This window comes from Segatella copri (genome assembly GCF_026015465.1).
Lineage (GTDB): Bacteria > Bacteroidota > Bacteroidia > Bacteroidales > Bacteroidaceae > Prevotella > Prevotella copri_E.
In genome coordinates, this window is the sequence record NZ_JAPDUQ010000002.1 from 729,933 (window position 1) to 747,202 (window position 17,270).

The 17,270-nt window shown below is 45.5% G+C and carries 20 protein-coding genes; 9 read left to right on the forward strand and 11 right to left on the reverse strand.

Annotated elements, in window-relative coordinates:
* Window positions 1-57: 57 nt before the first annotated feature.
* The 3 genes from hisC to hisG all read right to left on the reverse strand — a co-directional run bounded on the left by hisC (window position 58) and on the right by hisG (window position 3,375).
* A complete protein-coding gene (hisC, locus tag ONT08_RS10125; protein ID WP_118152483.1) occupies window positions 58-1,092 on the reverse strand; it encodes a histidinol-phosphate transaminase in 1,035 nt (344 codons plus the stop codon).
* A 50-nt stretch (window positions 1,093-1,142) separates the two neighbouring features.
* Window positions 1,143-2,429 carry a histidinol dehydrogenase gene (gene hisD / locus ONT08_RS10130; RefSeq protein ID WP_117586169.1) on the reverse strand — a complete coding sequence of 429 codons (1,287 nt, stop codon included), beginning with the start codon at window positions 2,427-2,429 and terminating at the stop codon, window positions 1,143-1,145.
* 94 nt (window positions 2,430-2,523) lie between these two features.
* On the reverse strand, window positions 2,524-3,375 hold the full coding sequence (gene hisG, locus ONT08_RS10135; protein WP_118190609.1) for an ATP phosphoribosyltransferase: 852 nt from the start codon (window positions 3,373-3,375) through the stop codon (window positions 2,524-2,526).
* Between the two features lie 106 nt (window positions 3,376-3,481).
* Here hisG and ONT08_RS10140 point away from each other — a divergent pair, with 106 nt between their 5' ends.
* Complete coding sequence (locus ONT08_RS10140; RefSeq protein ID WP_264959850.1) at window positions 3,482-4,741, forward strand: transglycosylase SLT domain-containing protein; 1,260 nt, start codon at window positions 3,482-3,484, stop codon at window positions 4,739-4,741.
* Window positions 4,742-4,889: 148 nt separating this feature from the next.
* Here the strand turns inward: ONT08_RS10140 and ONT08_RS10145 are convergent, their stop codons facing one another.
* Both ONT08_RS10145 and ONT08_RS10150 read right to left on the reverse strand, forming a co-directional pair.
* The gene (locus ONT08_RS10145; RefSeq protein WP_264959851.1) at window positions 4,890-5,690 is read right to left on the reverse strand and encodes a KilA-N domain-containing protein; all 801 of its coding nucleotides are present in this window, start codon (window positions 5,688-5,690) and stop codon (window positions 4,890-4,892) included.
* A gap of 266 nt (window positions 5,691-5,956) precedes the next feature.
* Window positions 5,957-6,097, reverse strand: coding sequence for an N-acetylmuramoyl-L-alanine amidase (locus ONT08_RS10150; RefSeq protein WP_006846531.1), 141 nt, complete (start codon window positions 6,095-6,097; stop codon window positions 5,957-5,959).
* A gap of 1,136 nt (window positions 6,098-7,233) precedes the next feature.
* Between ONT08_RS10150 and ONT08_RS10155 the strand changes: the two genes are divergently transcribed.
* The 3 genes from ONT08_RS10155 to ONT08_RS10165 all read left to right on the forward strand — a co-directional run bounded on the left by ONT08_RS10155 (window position 7,234) and on the right by ONT08_RS10165 (window position 8,773).
* A complete protein-coding gene (locus tag ONT08_RS10155; protein ID WP_437183600.1) occupies window positions 7,234-7,908 on the forward strand; it encodes a DNA-binding protein in 675 nt (224 codons plus the stop codon).
* 97 nt (window positions 7,909-8,005) lie between these two features.
* Window positions 8,006-8,101 (forward strand): smalltalk protein, encoded by a 96-nt coding sequence (locus tag ONT08_RS10160; protein WP_153072405.1) that lies wholly within the window; start codon window positions 8,006-8,008, stop codon window positions 8,099-8,101.
* Window positions 8,102-8,380: 279 nt separating this feature from the next.
* Entirely contained in the window at window positions 8,381-8,773 is a 393-nt protein-coding gene (locus ONT08_RS10165) for a rhodanese-like domain-containing protein (protein WP_006846644.1), read from the forward strand.
* 16 nt (window positions 8,774-8,789) lie between these two features.
* Here the strand turns inward: ONT08_RS10165 and ONT08_RS10170 are convergent, their stop codons facing one another.
* A complete protein-coding gene (locus ONT08_RS10170; RefSeq protein WP_264959852.1) occupies window positions 8,790-10,007 on the reverse strand; it encodes an MFS transporter in 1,218 nt (405 codons plus the stop codon).
* 17 nt (window positions 10,008-10,024) lie between these two features.
* A complete protein-coding gene (locus tag ONT08_RS10175) occupies window positions 10,025-10,351 on the reverse strand; it encodes a DMT family transporter (RefSeq protein ID WP_117694755.1) in 327 nt (108 codons plus the stop codon).
* A 173-nt stretch (window positions 10,352-10,524) separates the two neighbouring features.
* On the opposite strand from ONT08_RS10175, the gene ONT08_RS10180 reads away from it, so the two are divergent.
* Window positions 10,525-11,094, forward strand: a complete 570-nt coding sequence (locus ONT08_RS10180) for a Crp/Fnr family transcriptional regulator (protein WP_264959853.1) — start codon at window positions 10,525-10,527, stop codon at window positions 11,092-11,094.
* A gap of 201 nt (window positions 11,095-11,295) precedes the next feature.
* Here ONT08_RS10180 and ONT08_RS10185 read toward each other — a convergent pair whose 3' ends face one another.
* Window positions 11,296-11,649 carry a hypothetical protein gene (locus ONT08_RS10185; RefSeq protein ID WP_117586561.1) on the reverse strand — a complete coding sequence of 118 codons (354 nt, stop codon included), beginning with the start codon at window positions 11,647-11,649 and terminating at the stop codon, window positions 11,296-11,298.
* A 328-nt stretch (window positions 11,650-11,977) separates the two neighbouring features.
* Here ONT08_RS10185 and ONT08_RS10190 point away from each other — a divergent pair, with 328 nt between their 5' ends.
* From ONT08_RS10190 to aroC, 3 genes are read left to right on the forward strand one after another with little or no spacing between them, the layout of a single operon-like run.
* Window positions 11,978-12,262 (forward strand): hypothetical protein, encoded by a 285-nt coding sequence (locus tag ONT08_RS10190; protein WP_006846647.1) that lies wholly within the window; start codon window positions 11,978-11,980, stop codon window positions 12,260-12,262.
* An 8-nt stretch (window positions 12,263-12,270) separates the two neighbouring features.
* The gene (locus tag ONT08_RS10195; RefSeq protein WP_006846648.1) at window positions 12,271-12,873 is read left to right on the forward strand and encodes an FKBP-type peptidyl-prolyl cis-trans isomerase; all 603 of its coding nucleotides are present in this window, start codon (window positions 12,271-12,273) and stop codon (window positions 12,871-12,873) included.
* A gap of 27 nt (window positions 12,874-12,900) precedes the next feature.
* Window positions 12,901-14,028 (forward strand): chorismate synthase, encoded by a 1,128-nt coding sequence (aroC, locus tag ONT08_RS10200; protein ID WP_264959854.1) that lies wholly within the window; start codon window positions 12,901-12,903, stop codon window positions 14,026-14,028.
* A 153-nt stretch (window positions 14,029-14,181) separates the two neighbouring features.
* Here the strand turns inward: aroC and nth are convergent, their stop codons facing one another.
* The 3 genes from nth to ONT08_RS10215 are packed head-to-tail and all read right to left on the reverse strand — an operon-like array spanning window position 14,182 to window position 15,672.
* Window positions 14,182-14,829: an endonuclease III gene (gene nth / locus ONT08_RS10205; protein WP_006846651.1), complete on the reverse strand. Its 648-nt coding sequence runs from the start codon at window positions 14,827-14,829 to the stop codon at window positions 14,182-14,184.
* A 5-nt stretch (window positions 14,830-14,834) separates the two neighbouring features.
* A complete protein-coding gene (locus tag ONT08_RS10210; protein WP_040552750.1) occupies window positions 14,835-15,446 on the reverse strand; it encodes an OmpH family outer membrane protein in 612 nt (203 codons plus the stop codon).
* 31 nt (window positions 15,447-15,477) lie between these two features.
* Complete coding sequence (locus tag ONT08_RS10215; RefSeq protein WP_264959855.1) at window positions 15,478-15,672, reverse strand: hypothetical protein; 195 nt, start codon at window positions 15,670-15,672, stop codon at window positions 15,478-15,480.
* A 120-nt stretch (window positions 15,673-15,792) separates the two neighbouring features.
* On the opposite strand from ONT08_RS10215, the gene ONT08_RS10220 reads away from it, so the two are divergent.
* Window positions 15,793-17,253, forward strand: coding sequence for an aminoacyl-histidine dipeptidase (locus tag ONT08_RS10220; protein WP_264959856.1), 1,461 nt, complete (start codon window positions 15,793-15,795; stop codon window positions 17,251-17,253).
* The last annotated feature ends 17 nt before the right edge of the window (window positions 17,254-17,270 follow it).

Here is a 17,270-nt window from a genome sequence, read left to right on the forward strand (position 1 = left end):
TGACTCACCCTCTTTCATATTATATACTTATTATATACTTAACTTTCCCAAAATAATTTAGTATTGTCTCAAAGCACCGAGTAATTCAGCATTCTCGCTCTTGTTTCCTATCGTAATTCTCAGACAGTTGCCGCACAACTGAACCTTGTTGCGGTTTCTTACGATAATGCCTTGTGCCACCAGATAATTATAGATGGCGTTGGCGTCGGTCATTTTAGCCAGGAAGAAGTTTGCATCAGTAGGATAAACCTTCTCGCAGATAGGCAGATCCAGGAATGCAGCCATTACCTTAGAACGCTCCTGCAGGATGTTCTTCACCCATTCGTCAACCTTCAGCGGATTCTTCATCACTTCCAGCGCATGCTCCTGAGTAAGCAGATTGACGTTATAAGGATATTTCACCTTATTGAATATGTCAACAATCTCCTTGCTCGCAAAAGCCATTCCCAAACGGAGGGCTGCACAGCCCCATGCCTTACTCATGGTGTTGAGCACAATCATGTTGGGAAATCTGTCGAGTACGCTGCGGAATGTGCGCTCCGAAGAGAAATCGCTGTAGGCTTCGTCGATGATGACAATACCCTGGAATTTCTGCAACACCTCTACGATAGCCTCGCGGTTAATGTGATTACCCGTAGGATTGTTCGGACTGCAGAACCAGATAACCTTTGTCTGTTCATCGCAGGCTGCCAGCAGTTTTCCGGCAGAAATCTGATAATTTTCATCAAGCAATACAGAACGATACTCTACATCGTTGATGTCTGCACAAACTTCATACATTCCGTAAGTAGGTGCAATCGCTACTACATTATCCTTGCCCGGGCGGCAGAATACACGGTAAACCAAATCAATGGCCTCGTCGGAACCGTTGCCCAGGAAGATTTTCTCTTCAGCCACACCCTTAATCTTGCTGATCTGCTTCTTCAGTTCAACCTGCAGCGGATCAGGATAGCGATTGTAAGGGTCATTATATGGATTTTCGTTGGCGTCGAGGAAGACGCGGGCATTTCTGCCTGCAAACTCCGTACGGGCGCAACTGTAAGGTGCCAGATTCCAGATGTTCTCTCGGCACAAATCTTTCAATTCTTTCATTTTTCTTTCAAAAACTATTAAGAAGTATCTTTACAACTTCCCGTTTCATCCTATTGTTTCAAACTGTTCACTCTCAGTCTCATCGCATTGGCATGAGCTTCCAATTGCTCATTTTCCGCCATGGTCACTACAGCATTTCCAATGTTACGAATACCTTCTTCTGTAAGATGCTGGAAGGTGATTTTGCGATTATAACTGTCCAGGTTCACTCCGTTGTAAGCCAAAGCATAACCATGGGTTGGCAAGGTATGGTTCGTACCGCTTGCATAGTCGCCTGCACTTTCGCACGCATAGTTTCCGAGGAATACACTACCTGCATTCACAACTTTTTCTGCCAGCTGCTCGTAATCGGCTGTGGCGATAATCAGATGCTCCGGCGCATAAGTATTACAGAGGTCGATTGCCTCTTCTTCAGTCTTCACGAGGATAAACTTAGAGTTGTCTAACGAGGTCTGCGCCATCTCTTTACGTGGCAAACGTTCAAGTTGCACTTCAACTTCATTCTTTACATCATCCAACACTTTTTCAGATGTAGTAATGAAGAAAACCTGAGAATCGAAACCATGTTCAGCCTGCGACAACAGGTCGGCAGCAGCAAACACAGGGTTGGCTGTTTCGTCGGCAATAAGACAAACTTCAGACGGACCGGCAGGCATGTCTATAGCCACATCGTGCAGGGAAACCTGCTGCTTGGCAGCCATGACAAACTGGTTGCCCGGACCGAAAATCTTATAAACCTTAGGCACGCTCTCTGTACCGTAAGCCATGGCTCCGATAGCCTGAACGCCACCCGCCTTAAAGATCTTGCTTACGCCCGCAATCTTTGCCGCCATGAGGATAGCCGGGTTCACCTTGCCTTCTTTATTAGGAGGAGTACACAGTACTATTTCTTTACATCCCGCAATCTTGGCAGGAGTAGCCAGCATCAGAACGGTGCTAAAGAGAGGAGCAGTACCTCCCGGGATATACAATCCCACCTTCTCTATAGCCACACTCTTCTGCCAGCAGGTTACACCAGGGCAAGTTTCAACCTTTACACCATCAAACTTCTGGCTATGATGGAATGCGGCAATGTTATGATGGGCGAGGTGCAAAGCGTCTTTCAGTTCTTGAGAAACCATTTTCTCAGCCTCTTCGATTTCAGCTTCAGTCACAGCCAAAGAATCGAGATGGGCATGATCAAACTTCTCCTCGTAACGCTTCACGGCTTCGTCGCCATGGTTTTTCACATCGTCGAGTACACCTTGTACGGTCGCATTCAGCTGCGAAACATCCAGGTGTGGGCGTTTTACAATCTCGCTCCATTCCTCCTTTGCAGGATACTTTATTACCTTCATTCCTTTTATTAATATTTAATTATTAATGTTTAATGTTTAGTTTTTAACGCATAATGTCTCTAAATAAACATTGCACATTAAACACTACACATTATTACAATATCATTTTCTCGATTGGTGTTACCAGGATGCCCTGTGCACCGAGTTCCTTCAACTTGCCTATGATTTCCCAGAAACGCTTCTCATCCAGCACGGTGTGGATAGAGCACCATTCCTCATCAGCCAATGGGATAATCGTAGGACTCTTGATGCCTGGCAATACTTCTGTAATCTCCTGAACCTTTGCCTTAGGAGCATTCATCATCACGTACTTCTTGTCCTGTGCAGAACGTACAGCCTCGAAGCGGAACAGCATCTCGTTCAGAATCTCATGCTTCTCCTCGTCCATGTTCCAGTTGCCGATGAGCAGAGCCTCGCTCTTCATCACCACCTCAACCTCAGCAAGATTGTTGCTGACCAGAGTAGAACCTGAACTTACAATATCGAAAATACCGTCAGCCAAACCGATGCCCGGACTGATTTCTACAGAACCCGTAATGACATGGATGTCGGCATTGATATTATTCTTCTTCATAAACTTGCGCAGGATGTTAGGGTAAGAAGTAGCAATCTTCTTGCCGTTGAACCATTCCAATCCCGGATAATCAATCTTCTTAGGAATGGCGAGGCTCAGGCGGCACTTGCTGAAACCCAGACGGTCAATAATCTGCGCATTCTCTCCACGCTCAACAAACTCGTTCTCGCCCACGATTCCGATATCTGCCACACCAGAGGCTACGCTCTGAGGAATATCATCATCACGAAGGTAGAGAACTTCGAGAGGAAAGTTGCTTGACTGCACCAGGAGGGTGCGTTTAGAGGCGCTTACTTTGATGTCAGCCTCTGCTAAAAGATTCATGGTGTCGTCGAAAAGACGACCCTTACTTTGTACTGCTATTCGTAACATATTTCTATATTTTGTTTGAAAAACATTGCAAAAGTACATATTTTTATTAGAATAAACAAATAATTTCTCACTTATGTGCAAAATATTTTGTACTTTTGCAGCTGAAATGAAGAATAAAGGATATTTATACGCATTATATGCACTATTTTTGCTCGCTGCCTGTACCGACAAGAAACCGCAGCAGGAGCTTACGCCATGGGGAACTCCCGTAGGCGAAATGGAGTATGCTGACAACTCTGATGGGGCTGATGGCGATGAAAAGAAACCTGCTTCAACCAGCAAGGGGCTTTCGCTCGAAGATATTCAGGCCAATGGTGAGCTCATCATGCTTACCGTTAACGGCCCTACTACCTATTATGATTACCACAGCCACGGAATGGGACTGCAATATCTGCTCTGCGAGAAGTTTGCCCAGCAGATCGGCGTGTCGTTACGCGTAGAAGAATGTAAGGATACGGCTGAAATGGTGCGCAAGTTGGAGAAGGGAGAAGGTGATGTGATTGCCGTGCCCCTACCCCGAAAACAGACCAGAGGCAACCTGCTGTTCTGTGGTGTTACGCCCGATAGCACCCGAACCCAATGGGCTGTGCTGAACGGTAACAAGAGTCTTGCCGACACCCTGAACGGCTGGTTTAAGCCTAAGCTGATTGCTCAGGTCAAGCAGGAAGAATCGTGGCTGCTTTCTTCTGCCAGCGTGCGCCGCCACGTTTATTCACCATTCCTGAACCGTTCTAAGGGTGTTATTTCCCGCTACGACCACCTCTTCCAGCGCTATAGCGGAACGGCTCGCATGGACTGGCGTCTGATGGCTGCCCAATGTTATCAGGAGAGCTGTTTCGACCCGAATGCGAAGTCATGGGCTGGAGCTTGCGGACTGATGCAGATTATGCCAGGCACGGCTGCCCATCTGGGTTTGCCGATGAGCATGATTCATGAACCTGAGGCGAATGTGGCTGCGGCAGCCAGATATATGGCGGAACTGCAGGGGCATTTCTCTGACGTAGGCGACCCGTCGCAGCGCATGCTTTTCGCCTTGGCTTCTTATAATGGTGGCTATTTCCACATCAGAGATGCGATGTCGCTGGCTCGCAAACATGGTCAGAATCCGCACAATTGGGGCGTAATCCGCGATTATATTCTGCGCCTTTCCCAACCGGCTTATTACACAGACCCGGTGGTGAAATATGGTTATATGCGAGGCACGGAGACGGTTAATTATGTAGATAGAATCAGAGCCCGCTGGGGCGAATATAGCGGTGGTTCAGGCTTCCATGAGAGCCTTCGTGGCAGCGGTATGGGCAGCGGTTCCTTCCATGGGGCCCCTGTTAAATCCAAGCGCCACTACCAGAATAAGTACCATATATAATATAAATAGGTACTGAAAATGATGAGGAGATAGAAGACAAAGTTTAAAGCCGCTACAAGAAATATATGGATTTACATAGGGGGATGCATCAGATAAAAAATGCATCCCACCGTATTTCCATCCTTATCCTTTATTGCCAAATTAATCTTTATTTTAATAAGTTTCTTCCGCCTGTATCTTCAAGAATTTTCATCTGCTGAATGGCAATCTGATTGAGCTTGATAAGTCGCTCAGACTGCGCCATACCATCATTGATAAATACAGCGTTGAGATTCTCCATATTTGAGAGACAGATAAGTTCATTAATACTGGCATAGTCACGAATGTTGCCTTTCTTGTCGGGACTCTGCTCACGCCATTGTTTCGCAGTCATGCCGAACATGGCTATGTTGAGTACATCCGCTTCATCAGCATATTTCATGGCAGCTTGCTCACGAGTCACTTCCGCAGGAATGAGATTTACTTTGATAGCATCCGTGTGAATGCGATAGTTTATCTTTGATAGTTCCCGCTTGGCAGACCATGACAATTGTTTCTGCTCATCAGCTTTAAGACGTTGATACTCTTTTACCAACAAAAGTTGGAAACGAGGACTAATCCACATTCCAAAGTGGTACGCGATGTCTCGATGAGCATAAGTTCCACCATATCGGCCAGCTTTTGCCATGATGCCTATTGCACCTGTTCTTTGAATCCATGCCTTTACAGAAAGTACGAAGTTGTTGCTTCCTGCTGCATTTTTAATTGTATCGAATTCGGTACAATTAAAATTCGGATTATATAGCTTTTCCCATTCACCGAGGTATTCTATTGTACTTTTGAGGCTCATCCATCTGAAAATAATATGCTCTTGCATTTGGCTATGTGCCATATCTGTCAGAGAGATATAATCCTCATTTTGAACATTAACAACAGATATTTCTGTATTTTCAACTTTTATCTTTGCCATAATCCTTAGTTTTTAGATAATACAAATCGGTGGTTACATATTGATAACCAACACGACTTTTATTCGATTAATATCTTTTATCTATTTTAATTGCTATCAGCAAAGATAATTGAAAATTTTGAAAACAGACTTACTTTGCAGCAATTTTATTATTATTTAGCATATCATTTAGCCAAAAATCCAAGAGAGAGCTATACTATCAGCAACATCCACATGTTGTATTGGGAAATAAGTATAAATAGGGAACGCAGCGCGTTCCCTATCTGTTAGCCCCACTCCTTCTTCACATTAAAGCAGGGGCAAGCCTTATTGGCAAATTCATTATGACCATGAATCGTGGCTAATGGATATTCCTCCTTCAGTTGCTCAATGAGGGCATGAATTAAAGTGCAAAATCGGCTATTCATGGGCTAAAAAACGGGTTTATGTAATCAGAAAATTCTAATTTTTCCGTTTTTCATCGCTGAAAACAGGTATTGGAAGAATGCATAAAAAGCGAATGCTATGATTTAAAAAGTAAATATATATTCCATTCATAACCAAACATACAGACTTCACTTCACACACGAAATATACATACTAAATAACTATATAACAATAGGTTATCTCTTTTCATCTTAGTATTGTTATTATGCAGTTTCTAGCTTTCCGGACTATTGCTACGTCAATATTTTGTTAATTGCTAGCAAAGATAATAAAAAGTTGGCAAACCAAAGAATTTTATCACGTTATTTAACGGAAAAATACAAAATATGGGGGTTAGGAAGATGTTTTACCCCTCTCCTAAGGGTAAAAAATGCCCCTCCTCGGACTCCAAATCATGCTCTAAAGGTAGGTAATTTTGACAAAAATAGAAGAAATGACAGGTAGAAAACAGGCAAAAGAAGAACAATAAGGCACGAATATGAACCTGATGAATGTAGATTATTTTATACGTACACAATTATAGCAAGACTACATACAAATCATATATAATATTAATAACCAACACTTTAGCGCATCTAATAATTCATTATCTCCCATCACTATGAGGATTATATTCCGGTCATTTTCGGTCATGGTCATTTCCGGTCATTTTCGTTTCGGGGGAGAAAAGGTCATCTATAGTATAATATAAATATATATTTATATTTACTATAGCTCAAAATGACCCAACTCATTTTGAAAATGACCGAAAATGACCATGACCGGAAATGACCGCTTTTGCCTTTCTTTGTTCTCCATTGTACTTTTTCTGCGTTTTTCTGTTATTTGCAATAAAGTTCAGACAGAAAATCAATAGAACTTATTGTATTACAGCTACTTACAGTTTTTCTCACATAGAAAGTCAGGGTGAAAGCTTGCATTCTGCCCAAAAATGTTGTATCTTTGCACCGGCAATCGAAAGAACAGCCTTTTGTGCCTTGCCCGGGTCTTCTCTTAAGACCTACACGGGTTATAAAAGATGGCAGGCGCCGGTCATCAATGAAGACCCCGAAAACGGCAGGAACGGGGCGTTCTGGGGAGTTGCAAAACACGGACACTAAACATACTGCAAACGACTATGATTAATTACAGCATCGTAATGCGTAGCGTGAACGCAAATCTTCTGGAAATCAACCAGGCGAAGTCACGCATCAACCAGGCTAAGAAGGAGGGTACAATCCCTGACCCAAAGGACCTGGAACTCGTGAAGACCGAGAAGCAGAATGCTTTCGCCATCTCGCAGTACACCGACATCATGACCATCGAGAAGTTTGCCAAGCACATCACTTCTCATGGTAGTGTTTATTCGAGAGCTGACATCAGCGCCATCCTCTACATCGCCGTAGACTGCATGCGTGAGATGTTGCTCGAGGGCAAGAAAATCCGTCTGGGCGACCTCGGTGATTTCTCTCTCCTTCTCACCTCAAAGGGTGCCGAGGATGCTGACAAGTTCACCTCGCAGAACATCACCGGTGTGAAGGTTCAGTGGGAGCCTGGTCAGGAGTTCAAGAACCTTCGCGATGACGCCGAGTTCAACCTCGTAGCCAGCCGCAGCGCTCAGGCAGCCGTTATCAAGGCGATTAAGGAGGGTAAGACCAACGTTGACCTCAACGCCCCAACCACTCCGGATAATACGCCAGGCGGTTCTACCCCAGGTGGTTCAAACACCGGTCAGACCGGCAGCGATGGCCAAGGCTCTGAATCAGGCGGCGGTACTACCGGCAAGGACAATACTGGCGACGGCCTCGAATAGCCCAAGGATAGACTGGCTAGGGTGCTAGCCCCTAGCCCAGCCTATCCGCCCACAAAAAATTCAACATTCAACACTCAACATTCAACATTCAAAAAAGATGAAAGCGAACACTTGGAAAACAATTCTTCAGATAGCCATCAGCATACTGACCGCTATCGCTACTACGCTCGGAGTAACGAGCTGCATGGGATAAAAACAAAAACGACCGCTCACCTCAATATGAGGAGAGCGGTCGTTTTCGTTCTACCGAGAATTCCGGTCATTAAGGTCATTAAGGATTTCAGATTATCAAAATATCCCTCTATCTTATAAAATAAGGTTAAATCAAGTTCGCCCTGCAAACAAAATCCATCCATAAAATCACTTTTCTGAATATTTTTTGTATTTTTGCAGATATATTGCAAGAATGTAGGGGGTTGAGCATGGCTTATCCTCCTACATTATAGGCGCATAATTATTAAAAGATTAGAGAATGAAGAAAATATTTATCATGAGCATTATAACCATGCTATCAAGCCTGTCTTCTTGTCAGGCGCAAAATAAGGGCTATAAGAGTCTGTCGGCAGATGACTATGAGAAAGCCATCGCTGACACCGCAGTAATCCGTCTTGACGTACGAACCGCAGAGGAGTTTGCCAATGGGCATATTCGCGGGGCAATCAACATTGACGTACTGAAATCAGACTTCGAGCAGAAGGCCGCCGCCACTCTTCCCAAAAGCAAGACTATCGCCGTAAACTGCCGAAGCGGCAAGCGAAGCAAAAATGCCGCAGCTATATTGACAAAGAACGGCTATCAGGTAATAGAACTCGATTCCGGCTTTATTGGCTGGCAGGCAGCAGGAAAAGAAATCGTAAAGGAGTAAATTGAAATAATCTGACTCAAGTTTCGCAAGTAAGCCCCACACGCCCTGTATGGGGCTTGCCATTAGGCTTGATGCAGTTTATGAGCAAGGAAGCCACGGTAAAGGCAACCTCTACCCCAACCACGCCTGTCCATCCATAATGCTGCCAGGACAGGCCAGAAACGAAAGTTCCGGCAGAACCACCCAGGAAATAAATGGTCATATAAACGGTATTGATACGGTTGATGGCAGATGCGTCAAGGGCTACTACGCTGGTCTGATTCGACAAATGGATGCATTGCATACCGGCATCAATCAGCAAGATGGCTATTATTATCCACAAGTAGCTGTCATTCCCCCAAAATGCCAGCAGCCAGGCAGCCAACAAGACGCATCCTCCGGCAACAGAGAAGAACCTTGCACCATACTTTTGGACGTAGCCGCTGATGAAGACCACCGTAGATGCACCTGCCAGTCCGCACAAACCGAGAGCTCCAATCATGTCGTCGCCAGCAAAGAAAGGCGCCTGCTTCATCCGGAAGGCCAGGCAACTCCATAAGGCGAAGAAGGAACCATACGCCAATGCCGCCCTTAGCGACGCGATTTGCAAGTATGGGTATTTGAGGAGCAGGCGCAACAATGATTTCATCAACCCTGCATAGTTTTCCCGCGAACGGTCAGACAACTCTGGCAGCATCCTGTGAATGAGCAGAAAACATCCGAGCATAAACACACTAGCCACAAGATAAACAGAACGCCATCCCCATTCGTCGGCCAGCAGGCCGCTGAAAACACGTGAACCTAGAATGCCTACGAGCAGGCAGGATTGTATGATCCCCACATTGCGCACCTTGCGTGAAGGCGTGGAATGATAAGACACCAACGGGATGAAGAACTGCGGCATTACCGAAGATGCGCCAGCAACCAGGGATGCGCCCCACACCCAATAGATGTTCGGAGCAAGGGCTATGGCAAGCAAGGCGCACAAAGAAATGATGTAATTGGCCTGTATCAGTTTCTTTCGTGAATCCAGATCACCAAGCGGAATGACAAATACAAGTCCTACCACATAGCCTATCTGGGTCAAGGTAGCTACCATGCTGGCAGAAAAGTCTGATACCGCAAACTCTTTTGCCATACTGCCCAGCAAGGGCTGGTTGTAATAGCAGTTGGCAACGGAAAGTCCGGTAGCTACTGCCATCAGAGCCAGCAGAGGTGCCGGAATACCTTGGTTCTCTCTCAATTCATACTTCATTTTTCGCCTCTCTTTTTTTAATATGACACAATCTTCAATCCAATCAAGGAAGCAATGAGCGTGAAGAGGAAGAAAAGCCTGATGGGAGTGGCTGGTTCCTTGAAAACGAATATTCCTATCAAAACCGTACCCACTGCCCCGATGCCTGTCCAGATGGCGTAGGCCGTGCCCAAAGGCAAAGTCTGCACCGCCTTGGCGAGAAAAGCCATGCTCAGAATGGTGGAAGCAAGGAAACCGCTCCCCCACAGATAAAACCAAATTCCTGATGCTGCTCTCGCTTTTCCCAAGCAGAACGTGAGGCTCACCTCAAATAATCCTGCGAACAATAAAATTATCCAATTCATATCTATTAATTTATTTTATAATTTTAAATTCGGGTGCAAAAGTAAGCAATAAAAAACTAAAAGCTTTTTGCATTTGACAAAAACGGATTTTGCATTTGCAAAAAAATAACCATTTACTTTCGTTTTCGTGTGAAATTTTATAATTTTGCACACCAAATACAGCAAAAAAGAATATGGATATAAAAGAAATCATTAATAAGAGATACGCCATGCCGGATGCGTCTTTGGACAAATTGCAGCGATGCTTAACGGAAGTTTCATATCCCAAAGGATTCCGGGTGTTGGAAAGAGGTAAGGTGGAGAAGAACATCTTTTTCATCAAGAAAGGCATTGTCCGCGCATATACTTCAGTGGACGGAAGGGAAATTACCTTTTGGTTTGGCAAAGAGGGAGCGACTATTGTCTCCTTGAAAGGCTATGTGAACGACGAGCCAGGATATGAGACGATGGAGTTGATGGAAGATTCGGTCTTATATAAATTGGAAAGAAAACAGCTGAAAGAGTTGTTTTTGGATGATTTACACATCGCCAATTGGGGGCGGCGTTATGCAGAGATGGAGCTGCTTGCCACCGAGGAACGACTGATTTCCATGCTATCCGCCATCGCTTCGGAAAGGTACAAGGAGCTGCTAGAGAAAGAACCAGACTTATTACAAAGGTTGCCATTGGGAAGCATCGCCACCTATTTAGGTGTAACGCAGGCAAGCCTGAGCCGGATTAGGGCAAAAATCACACAGCCGTAATCCGAATCATCATCCACCATGAGCAGCCTGTGCTGATGACGCATTTACACATTCCTTTCGCATATCAGGAAGCTAAGTTTAGCAAGTGATTTAAGTACGGACTGAAGGCTCAAAAGCAAAAAAAATCCCAGTCAGGATAAAACCTCGACTGGGATTCTTATTTTAAATCTCTCTCTTATTTTTCTCATCTATAAAAGATGATTACTTCAAACCACGGTTGATAAGGGTTGTGTTGAGAAGCATCACGTACTTACGATACTGACTGTTGTCCAAGATAACGTGCATGTACTTGAGATCCTTCAAAACTGCCTTGTCAATCATTGCAGAACGATCCTCACCCTTTGCTGTTGCAGCATTCATCATGTCTGCGGTGAAGTTCTTGTGTACATCAGCTACAGCCTCTACCTGGTCGATGTTCAAGCTCAAAGCATCTGCCAAGCTAGACATCTTTACATTCATGTTGTAAGCTGCTGTTGCATTTGTCTCCTCTTCTGCTGCGAAAGTAGCTGTTGCCATTGCAAACATAGCTACTGCTAATACCATAATCTTCTTCATAATCTTTTTACCTTTCTTTACTTTGTGAGTCCTGCACATCCGTAGACGCCGGCTCTGTTAAACATTATCCTATAGTCTTTTTCTTTAAGACGCTGCAAAGATACGAACTTTTCTCTGTGTGCGCAAACATTTCTTGGGATATTTTCAGTTTTCCGCCTATTTCTTGACTTAAATCAACAACAATACACCGAAATAGGCATCAGAACGTTAGAGATATTACATTTTCTCTATCATTTTGTAATATCATCGAAAAAAAAGCCCTTTTTCTTCGTTTATACCAATTATTATTTGTACCTTTGCAAAAGATTCAACCTATAAAACAAGCAAAATGGTACAGGAAAATCATATAGACAAGGCACTCGCCTTTATGGAAAGTCTCGAGAAACTGGGCAACCAGCTCAAGGCGGCTGAGGAACACCAGAAACAGCTCATCGCCCGAATGCTGGATCTCAAGAAAGAGAATCTGACCGACGGCGAGGAATACGCTGAACTCTCGCAGAAGAGCAAAAGTCTGCAGGACATCATCGACAAATGGCGCCCTATCTATCTGGAGCGCATGGAGATGGTAAAGAGCGTAAGCATTCAGAAAAGAAAAAGAAATAATAAAAAATAAATATAGAAATGGAAACAAACAACAAAAACAAGTTTATTGTAGTTTCATACGCACTGTATGATGTAACTAATGGTGACAACGGCGAGGAGATGCTCATCGAGCGCACAACCGACGAGCGTCCGTTCATCTTCATCAGCGGTATGGGCGTTACCCTGCCAGCTTTCGAAGAGAAGGTGGTAAACCTGGCTAAAGGTGAAGAGTTCGACTTCCAGCTGGACCCAGAGCAGGCTTACGGACAGCACTATGATGAACGCGTACTGGAGCTCGACAAGCAGATTTTTACCGTCAACGGCCAGTTTGATGCACAGCACGTACAGGTAGGCGCTATCATCCCATTGCAGAACGAGGATGGCAACCACTTCAACGCAGTCGTGAAGAACATCAGCGATACAAAGGTAACCTGCGACCTGAACCACCCATTGGCTGGCTTGAAGCTCAACTTCTGCGGTCAGATTCTCGAGAGCCGCGAGGCTACTGCTGAGGAGATTGCCAAGATGGCTCAGATGATCAGCGGCGAAGGTGGCGGCTGCTCAGGTGGCTGCGACAACTGCGGCGGCGACTGCAAGGATGGCAACTGTGAAGGTGGTTGCGAAGGCGGCTGCAACAAGTAATAAACACCTTTATAATATATTAAGGTAATGAGGAATACATTTGGTAATCTTTTCACTCTCACTACGTTTGGAGAGAGTCATGGAATAGCTGTAGGAGGCGTTATTGACGGATTTCCTGCAGGCATAGAAATCGACATGGACTTTATCCAGAGCGAGCTGAACCGCCGACGCCCAGGACAGAGCCACATCACTACGGCCAGAAAGGAAGCTGACAAGGTAGAGTTTCTGAGTGGTGTGTTCGAAGGCAAATCAACAGGAACCCCTATCGGCTTTGAGGTGCGTAACCAGAACCAGCATTCTCAGGACTATGAGAACATGCGCTGTCTCTTCCGCCCTTCTCACGCAGATTTCACCTATCACGAGAAGTATGGCGTACGCGACTATCGTGGCGGCGGCCGTTCTTCAGCCCGCATCACCATTGCCCGATGCGTAGGCGGAGCCTTGGCTAAACTTGCCTTGCGACAGTTGGGCATCAGCATCACGGCCTATACATCGCAGGTGGGCAGCATCGCGCTGGAGAAAGATTATCATCTGTATGACCTTAACACCATAGAAGATAATCCGGTGCGCTGTCCTGACCAGCGGAAGGCGAAGGAGATGGAAGATCTCATCGCCCAGGTTAAGGCCGACGGCGATACGATTGGTGGAATCATCACTTGCGTCATCAAGGGTTGCCCGGTAGGATTGGGCGAGCCTGAATTTGGCAAGCTTCATGCCCAACTGGGTGCTGCCATGCTTGGCATTAACGCCGTGAAGGGTTTTGAATATGGTGAGGGATTTGCCGGAGTTACTGCCCGCGGAAGTGAGCAGAATGATGTCTTTATCCCGAAGGCTGATGCTGCAGAGACGCCAGCTGATGCTGCTGTGAATCAGGATATTGCTGCCCGTATTACAACAAAGAGCAATCATAGCGGAGGAATACAGGGCGGTTTGAGCAATGGTCAGGACATCTATTTCCGTGTTGCCTTTAAGCCAATTGCTACTCTGCTGATGGAGCAGAATACGGTAGATTTGGAAGGAAATGCCACCATGCTGACTGCCCGCGGCCGTCATGATCCTTGCGTTTTGCCAAGAGCCGTGCCGGTGGTTGAAGCCATGGCTGCCATGGTTATCCTGGATAACTATCTCTTGAATAAAACAGTCAGAATCAGTTAATAGTTAATAGTTTATAGTAAATAGGGCTTTCTTGCGACAAGCAGAGTTCTTATTTACTATAAACTATTTTTTTATCATCTTCCCTCTACTTTAAGCTAGTTTGCTGTACGGCGAAGCCGCTATAAACTATAAACTATAAACTATTAACTATTTCTAAAGCTTACTGTCCTTTAATAGTTTTGGGCAATATTCATTAAAAAAGCATTTATCGCAGAGCGGCTTCGTACTCTTGCAAATATATCTGCCATGCAGCAGAATCCAATGATGCGCATTCGGAATATCCTCAGCCGGAATGTGTTTCATCAGATAATCTTCTACTTTTCGGGGCGTATCTGCCGTTTTCGGCACCAACCCCATACGATGACTCACACGGTAAACATGCGTATCCACCGCCATCGTAGCATGACCGAACCATACGGCACGAATCACATTCGCAGTCTTGCGCCCCACTCCTGCCAACTTCTCCAAATCATCCGCAGCCTCAGGCACCTCACCTCCGAACATCTCAACCAGCTGGCGAGACATTTCAGCAAGATGCTTCGCCTTGGCATTCGGATAACTCACCGAACTGATCAACTCATAAATATCTTCCTCGCTCGCCTGTGCCATGTGCTGCGCATCAGGATAACGGGCAAAGAGAGCAGGCGTAACCATGTTGATGCGTTTGTCGGTACATTGCGCAGAAAGCAAGGTAGCCACCAGAAGCTGAAATGCGCTACCGAACTGCAACTCGGTAGTTACATTCGGCAGCGCACTTCTGAAATGATTCAATATAAAATCGTATCTTTCCTTACGAAGCATTTCTCTTACTTTTTAGCAGGAGCAGCCTCCTCTTTCTTCAGCTTTCCCTTGTAAGCCTTGTTCAAGCCGGAAATCACCTCTTTTGTAATATCGTAAGCCTTGTCAGCATAGAGCAGATTATCGCCGCTCTTAGAGAAGATGATGCTGTACTTCTTGTCCTTGTTATAGCGGGCAAGATAGTTGGCAATGCTGTCGTGGAGCGCCTTGTTGTACTTCTCCTGCTCAGCAGCAAACTCGTTGCTCAAGCGCTGCTGCAAGCCCTGCAGGTCGTTGTTCTGCTTCTGCAGTCCAGCCTGGATAGCCTCAGCCTGCTCGCGGGTGTAAGCATTCTGCTGAATCTTCTGCTGGAAGTTGGCTGCTGCTGCCTGAAGCTGCTGGCCCTTCTGCGCAATAGTAGCCTGAATGTTCTGACCCTTCTTCTCCAAGATAGAAGAATACTCCTTAGCAAAGGTATACTGAGTCATGATAGAGTCTACCTCTACATAAGCAATCTTCAATTCAGCAGGAGCCTTGCTCTCTGACTTAGCCTCTACCTGAGGCTGAGATTTGTTGCATGATGCCAATGACAGGGCAGCAACAGCTGCAATTGCCACTGAACTCAAAATGTTCTTTCTCATTTTTTCTATCATATTATATTATTACTATTTTCTAATAAGCCTTGTTGGCTTCCCTTGCCTCGCGGTCCTGATCCACCACACAATGAATGCCCTGCTTGCGCAAGCCCGAATTGTCGTGCACATGCTGGGAAGAGAACTTGCCGTTCTTCTTAAAAATCACCTTTACGCAAAATAATGCCATGCAGATAGCAATTATTAACACGCTTAATAACATTAATTTTATCATTTTTATTACCTTTGCAGTGCCTTAGTGCACTTTTGGGTGCAAAGGTACTATTTTTTTGGGAATAACCAAAACAAAATAGCAGAAATAAATGTTTTATCAAAACAAAATAATAGAAAATAAATGAATAAAAGTGAATTGAAGCCTGCTCTCGTGTTCGAGCAGTTCGCAAAAATCAACGAAATACCTCGTCCTTCCAAGCACGAGGAGAACATGATTGAGTTTTTGAAATCTTTCGGAGAGGCTCATCAGCTCGAAACGCTGGTAGATGAAACCGGTAATGTGCTCATCCGTAAAGCTGCCACTCCAGGCTACGAGCATGCTGAAACCATCATCCTGCAGAGCCACATGGACATGGTTTGCGATAAACTGGTAGATGTTGATTTCGATTTCCACAAAGACGCCATCCAGACTTACGTAGACGGAGAATGGCTTAAGGCAAAAGGCACTACATTGGGTGCTGACGACGGTATAGGCTGCGCCATCGAGCTGGCTATCCTGGCAAGCAACGATATTGAGCATGGTCCTATCGAGTGCGTCTTTACACGTGATGAAGAAACCGGACTGACCGGTGCTCACGGTATGAAGGCGGGCTTTATGACCGGAAAGATGCTCATCAATCTTGACTCAGAGGATGAGGGCGAAATCTTCGTATCCTGTGCCGGTGGTCAGACAACCCATGCCACTTTCCACTTCTCACGCGAAGAGACTCCTGCGGGTTATTTCTTCATGGAAGCTTCACTGAAGGGTCTCAACGGTGGTCACTCGGGCGATGACATCAACAAGAAGCGCGCCAATGCCATCAAGATTCTTGCCCGCTTCCTCTTCCTCGAAAATGAGAAACTGGATGGAAGTCTGCGCCTCGTAAGCTTCAACAGCGGCAAAATGCACAATGCGATTCCTCGCGACGGAAAAATTGTTTTCGCCGTCAAAAATGCTGATAAGGAACAGGTTCGTGCCGACTGGAACATCTTTGCATCAGAAGTAGAAGATGAATTCCACGTAACCGAACAGGCTATGCTGTTCAATATGAGCAGCACCGATGCTGCACCTGTCATCGAGAAAGCTGTAGCTGACAAGTTCGTAATGGCTCTCCAGGCTGTAGACAACGGTCCGCTTACTACCTGTCAGGATGAGGCGATTGCCTGGATGGTAGAAACCTCAAGCAATGTGGCAAGCGTGATGACCGATGAAAACAGCATCAACATCGTAGCTTCTCAGCGAAGTAACGTGATGAGCAATCTGGAGAACATGACCAACACCGTAAAGGCAGCCTTCCTTCTGGCTGGCGCCGAGGTAACTGTAGGCGACAAGTATCCAGCTTGGAAGATGCGCGCCAACAGCGAGCTTACCGACCTGGCTGTGAAGGCTTATGAAAAGCTCTTTGGCAAAAAGCCATTGGTAAAGGGTATTCATGCCGGTTTGGAGTGTGGTCTTTTCTCAGAGCGTTATCCTGAGCTCGATATGGTAAGTTTCGGTCCTACCCTTCGCAATGTTCACACCCCAGACGAGGCTCTTCTCATTCCTACTGTAGAGATGGTTTGGGATCACTTGCTGGAGATTCTCCGCAGCGTGGCTAAATAAGCAAGCGTGCTAAATAA

Coding starts and splice junctions, on each gene's coding strand:
- hisC (WP_118152483.1), bottom strand. CDS start 1,092: ATGAAAGAATTGAAAGATTTGTGCCGAGAGAACATCTGGAATCTGGCA.
- hisD (WP_117586169.1), bottom strand. CDS start 2,429: ATGAAGGTAATAAAGTATCCTGCAAAGGAGGAATGGAGCGAGATTGTA.
- hisG (WP_118190609.1), bottom strand. CDS start 3,375: ATGTTACGAATAGCAGTACAAAGTAAGGGTCGTCTTTTCGACGACACC.
- ONT08_RS10140 (WP_264959850.1), top strand. CDS start 3,482: ATGAAGAATAAAGGATATTTATACGCATTATATGCACTATTTTTGCTC.
- ONT08_RS10145 (WP_264959851.1), bottom strand. CDS start 5,690: ATGGCAAAGATAAAAGTTGAAAATACAGAAATATCTGTTGTTAATGTT.
- ONT08_RS10150 (WP_006846531.1), bottom strand. CDS start 6,097: ATGAATAGCCGATTTTGCACTTTAATTCATGCCCTCATTGAGCAACTG.
- ONT08_RS10155 (WP_437183600.1), top strand. CDS start 7,234: ATGATTAATTACAGCATCGTAATGCGTAGCGTGAACGCAAATCTTCTG.
- ONT08_RS10160 (WP_153072405.1), top strand. CDS start 8,006: ATGAAAGCGAACACTTGGAAAACAATTCTTCAGATAGCCATCAGCATA.
- ONT08_RS10165 (WP_006846644.1), top strand. CDS start 8,381: ATGAAGAAAATATTTATCATGAGCATTATAACCATGCTATCAAGCCTG.
- ONT08_RS10170 (WP_264959852.1), bottom strand. CDS start 10,007: ATGAAGTATGAATTGAGAGAGAACCAAGGTATTCCGGCACCTCTGCTG.
- ONT08_RS10175 (WP_117694755.1), bottom strand. CDS start 10,351: ATGAATTGGATAATTTTATTGTTCGCAGGATTATTTGAGGTGAGCCTC.
- ONT08_RS10180 (WP_264959853.1), top strand. CDS start 10,525: ATGGATATAAAAGAAATCATTAATAAGAGATACGCCATGCCGGATGCG.
- ONT08_RS10185 (WP_117586561.1), bottom strand. CDS start 11,649: ATGAAGAAGATTATGGTATTAGCAGTAGCTATGTTTGCAATGGCAACA.
- ONT08_RS10190 (WP_006846647.1), top strand. CDS start 11,978: ATGGTACAGGAAAATCATATAGACAAGGCACTCGCCTTTATGGAAAGT.
- ONT08_RS10195 (WP_006846648.1), top strand. CDS start 12,271: ATGGAAACAAACAACAAAAACAAGTTTATTGTAGTTTCATACGCACTG.
- aroC (WP_264959854.1), top strand. CDS start 12,901: ATGAGGAATACATTTGGTAATCTTTTCACTCTCACTACGTTTGGAGAG.
- nth (WP_006846651.1), bottom strand. CDS start 14,829: ATGCTTCGTAAGGAAAGATACGATTTTATATTGAATCATTTCAGAAGT.
- ONT08_RS10210 (WP_040552750.1), bottom strand. CDS start 15,446: ATGAGAAAGAACATTTTGAGTTCAGTGGCAATTGCAGCTGTTGCTGCC.
- ONT08_RS10215 (WP_264959855.1), bottom strand. CDS start 15,672: ATGATAAAATTAATGTTATTAAGCGTGTTAATAATTGCTATCTGCATG.
- ONT08_RS10220 (WP_264959856.1), top strand. CDS start 15,793: ATGAATAAAAGTGAATTGAAGCCTGCTCTCGTGTTCGAGCAGTTCGCA.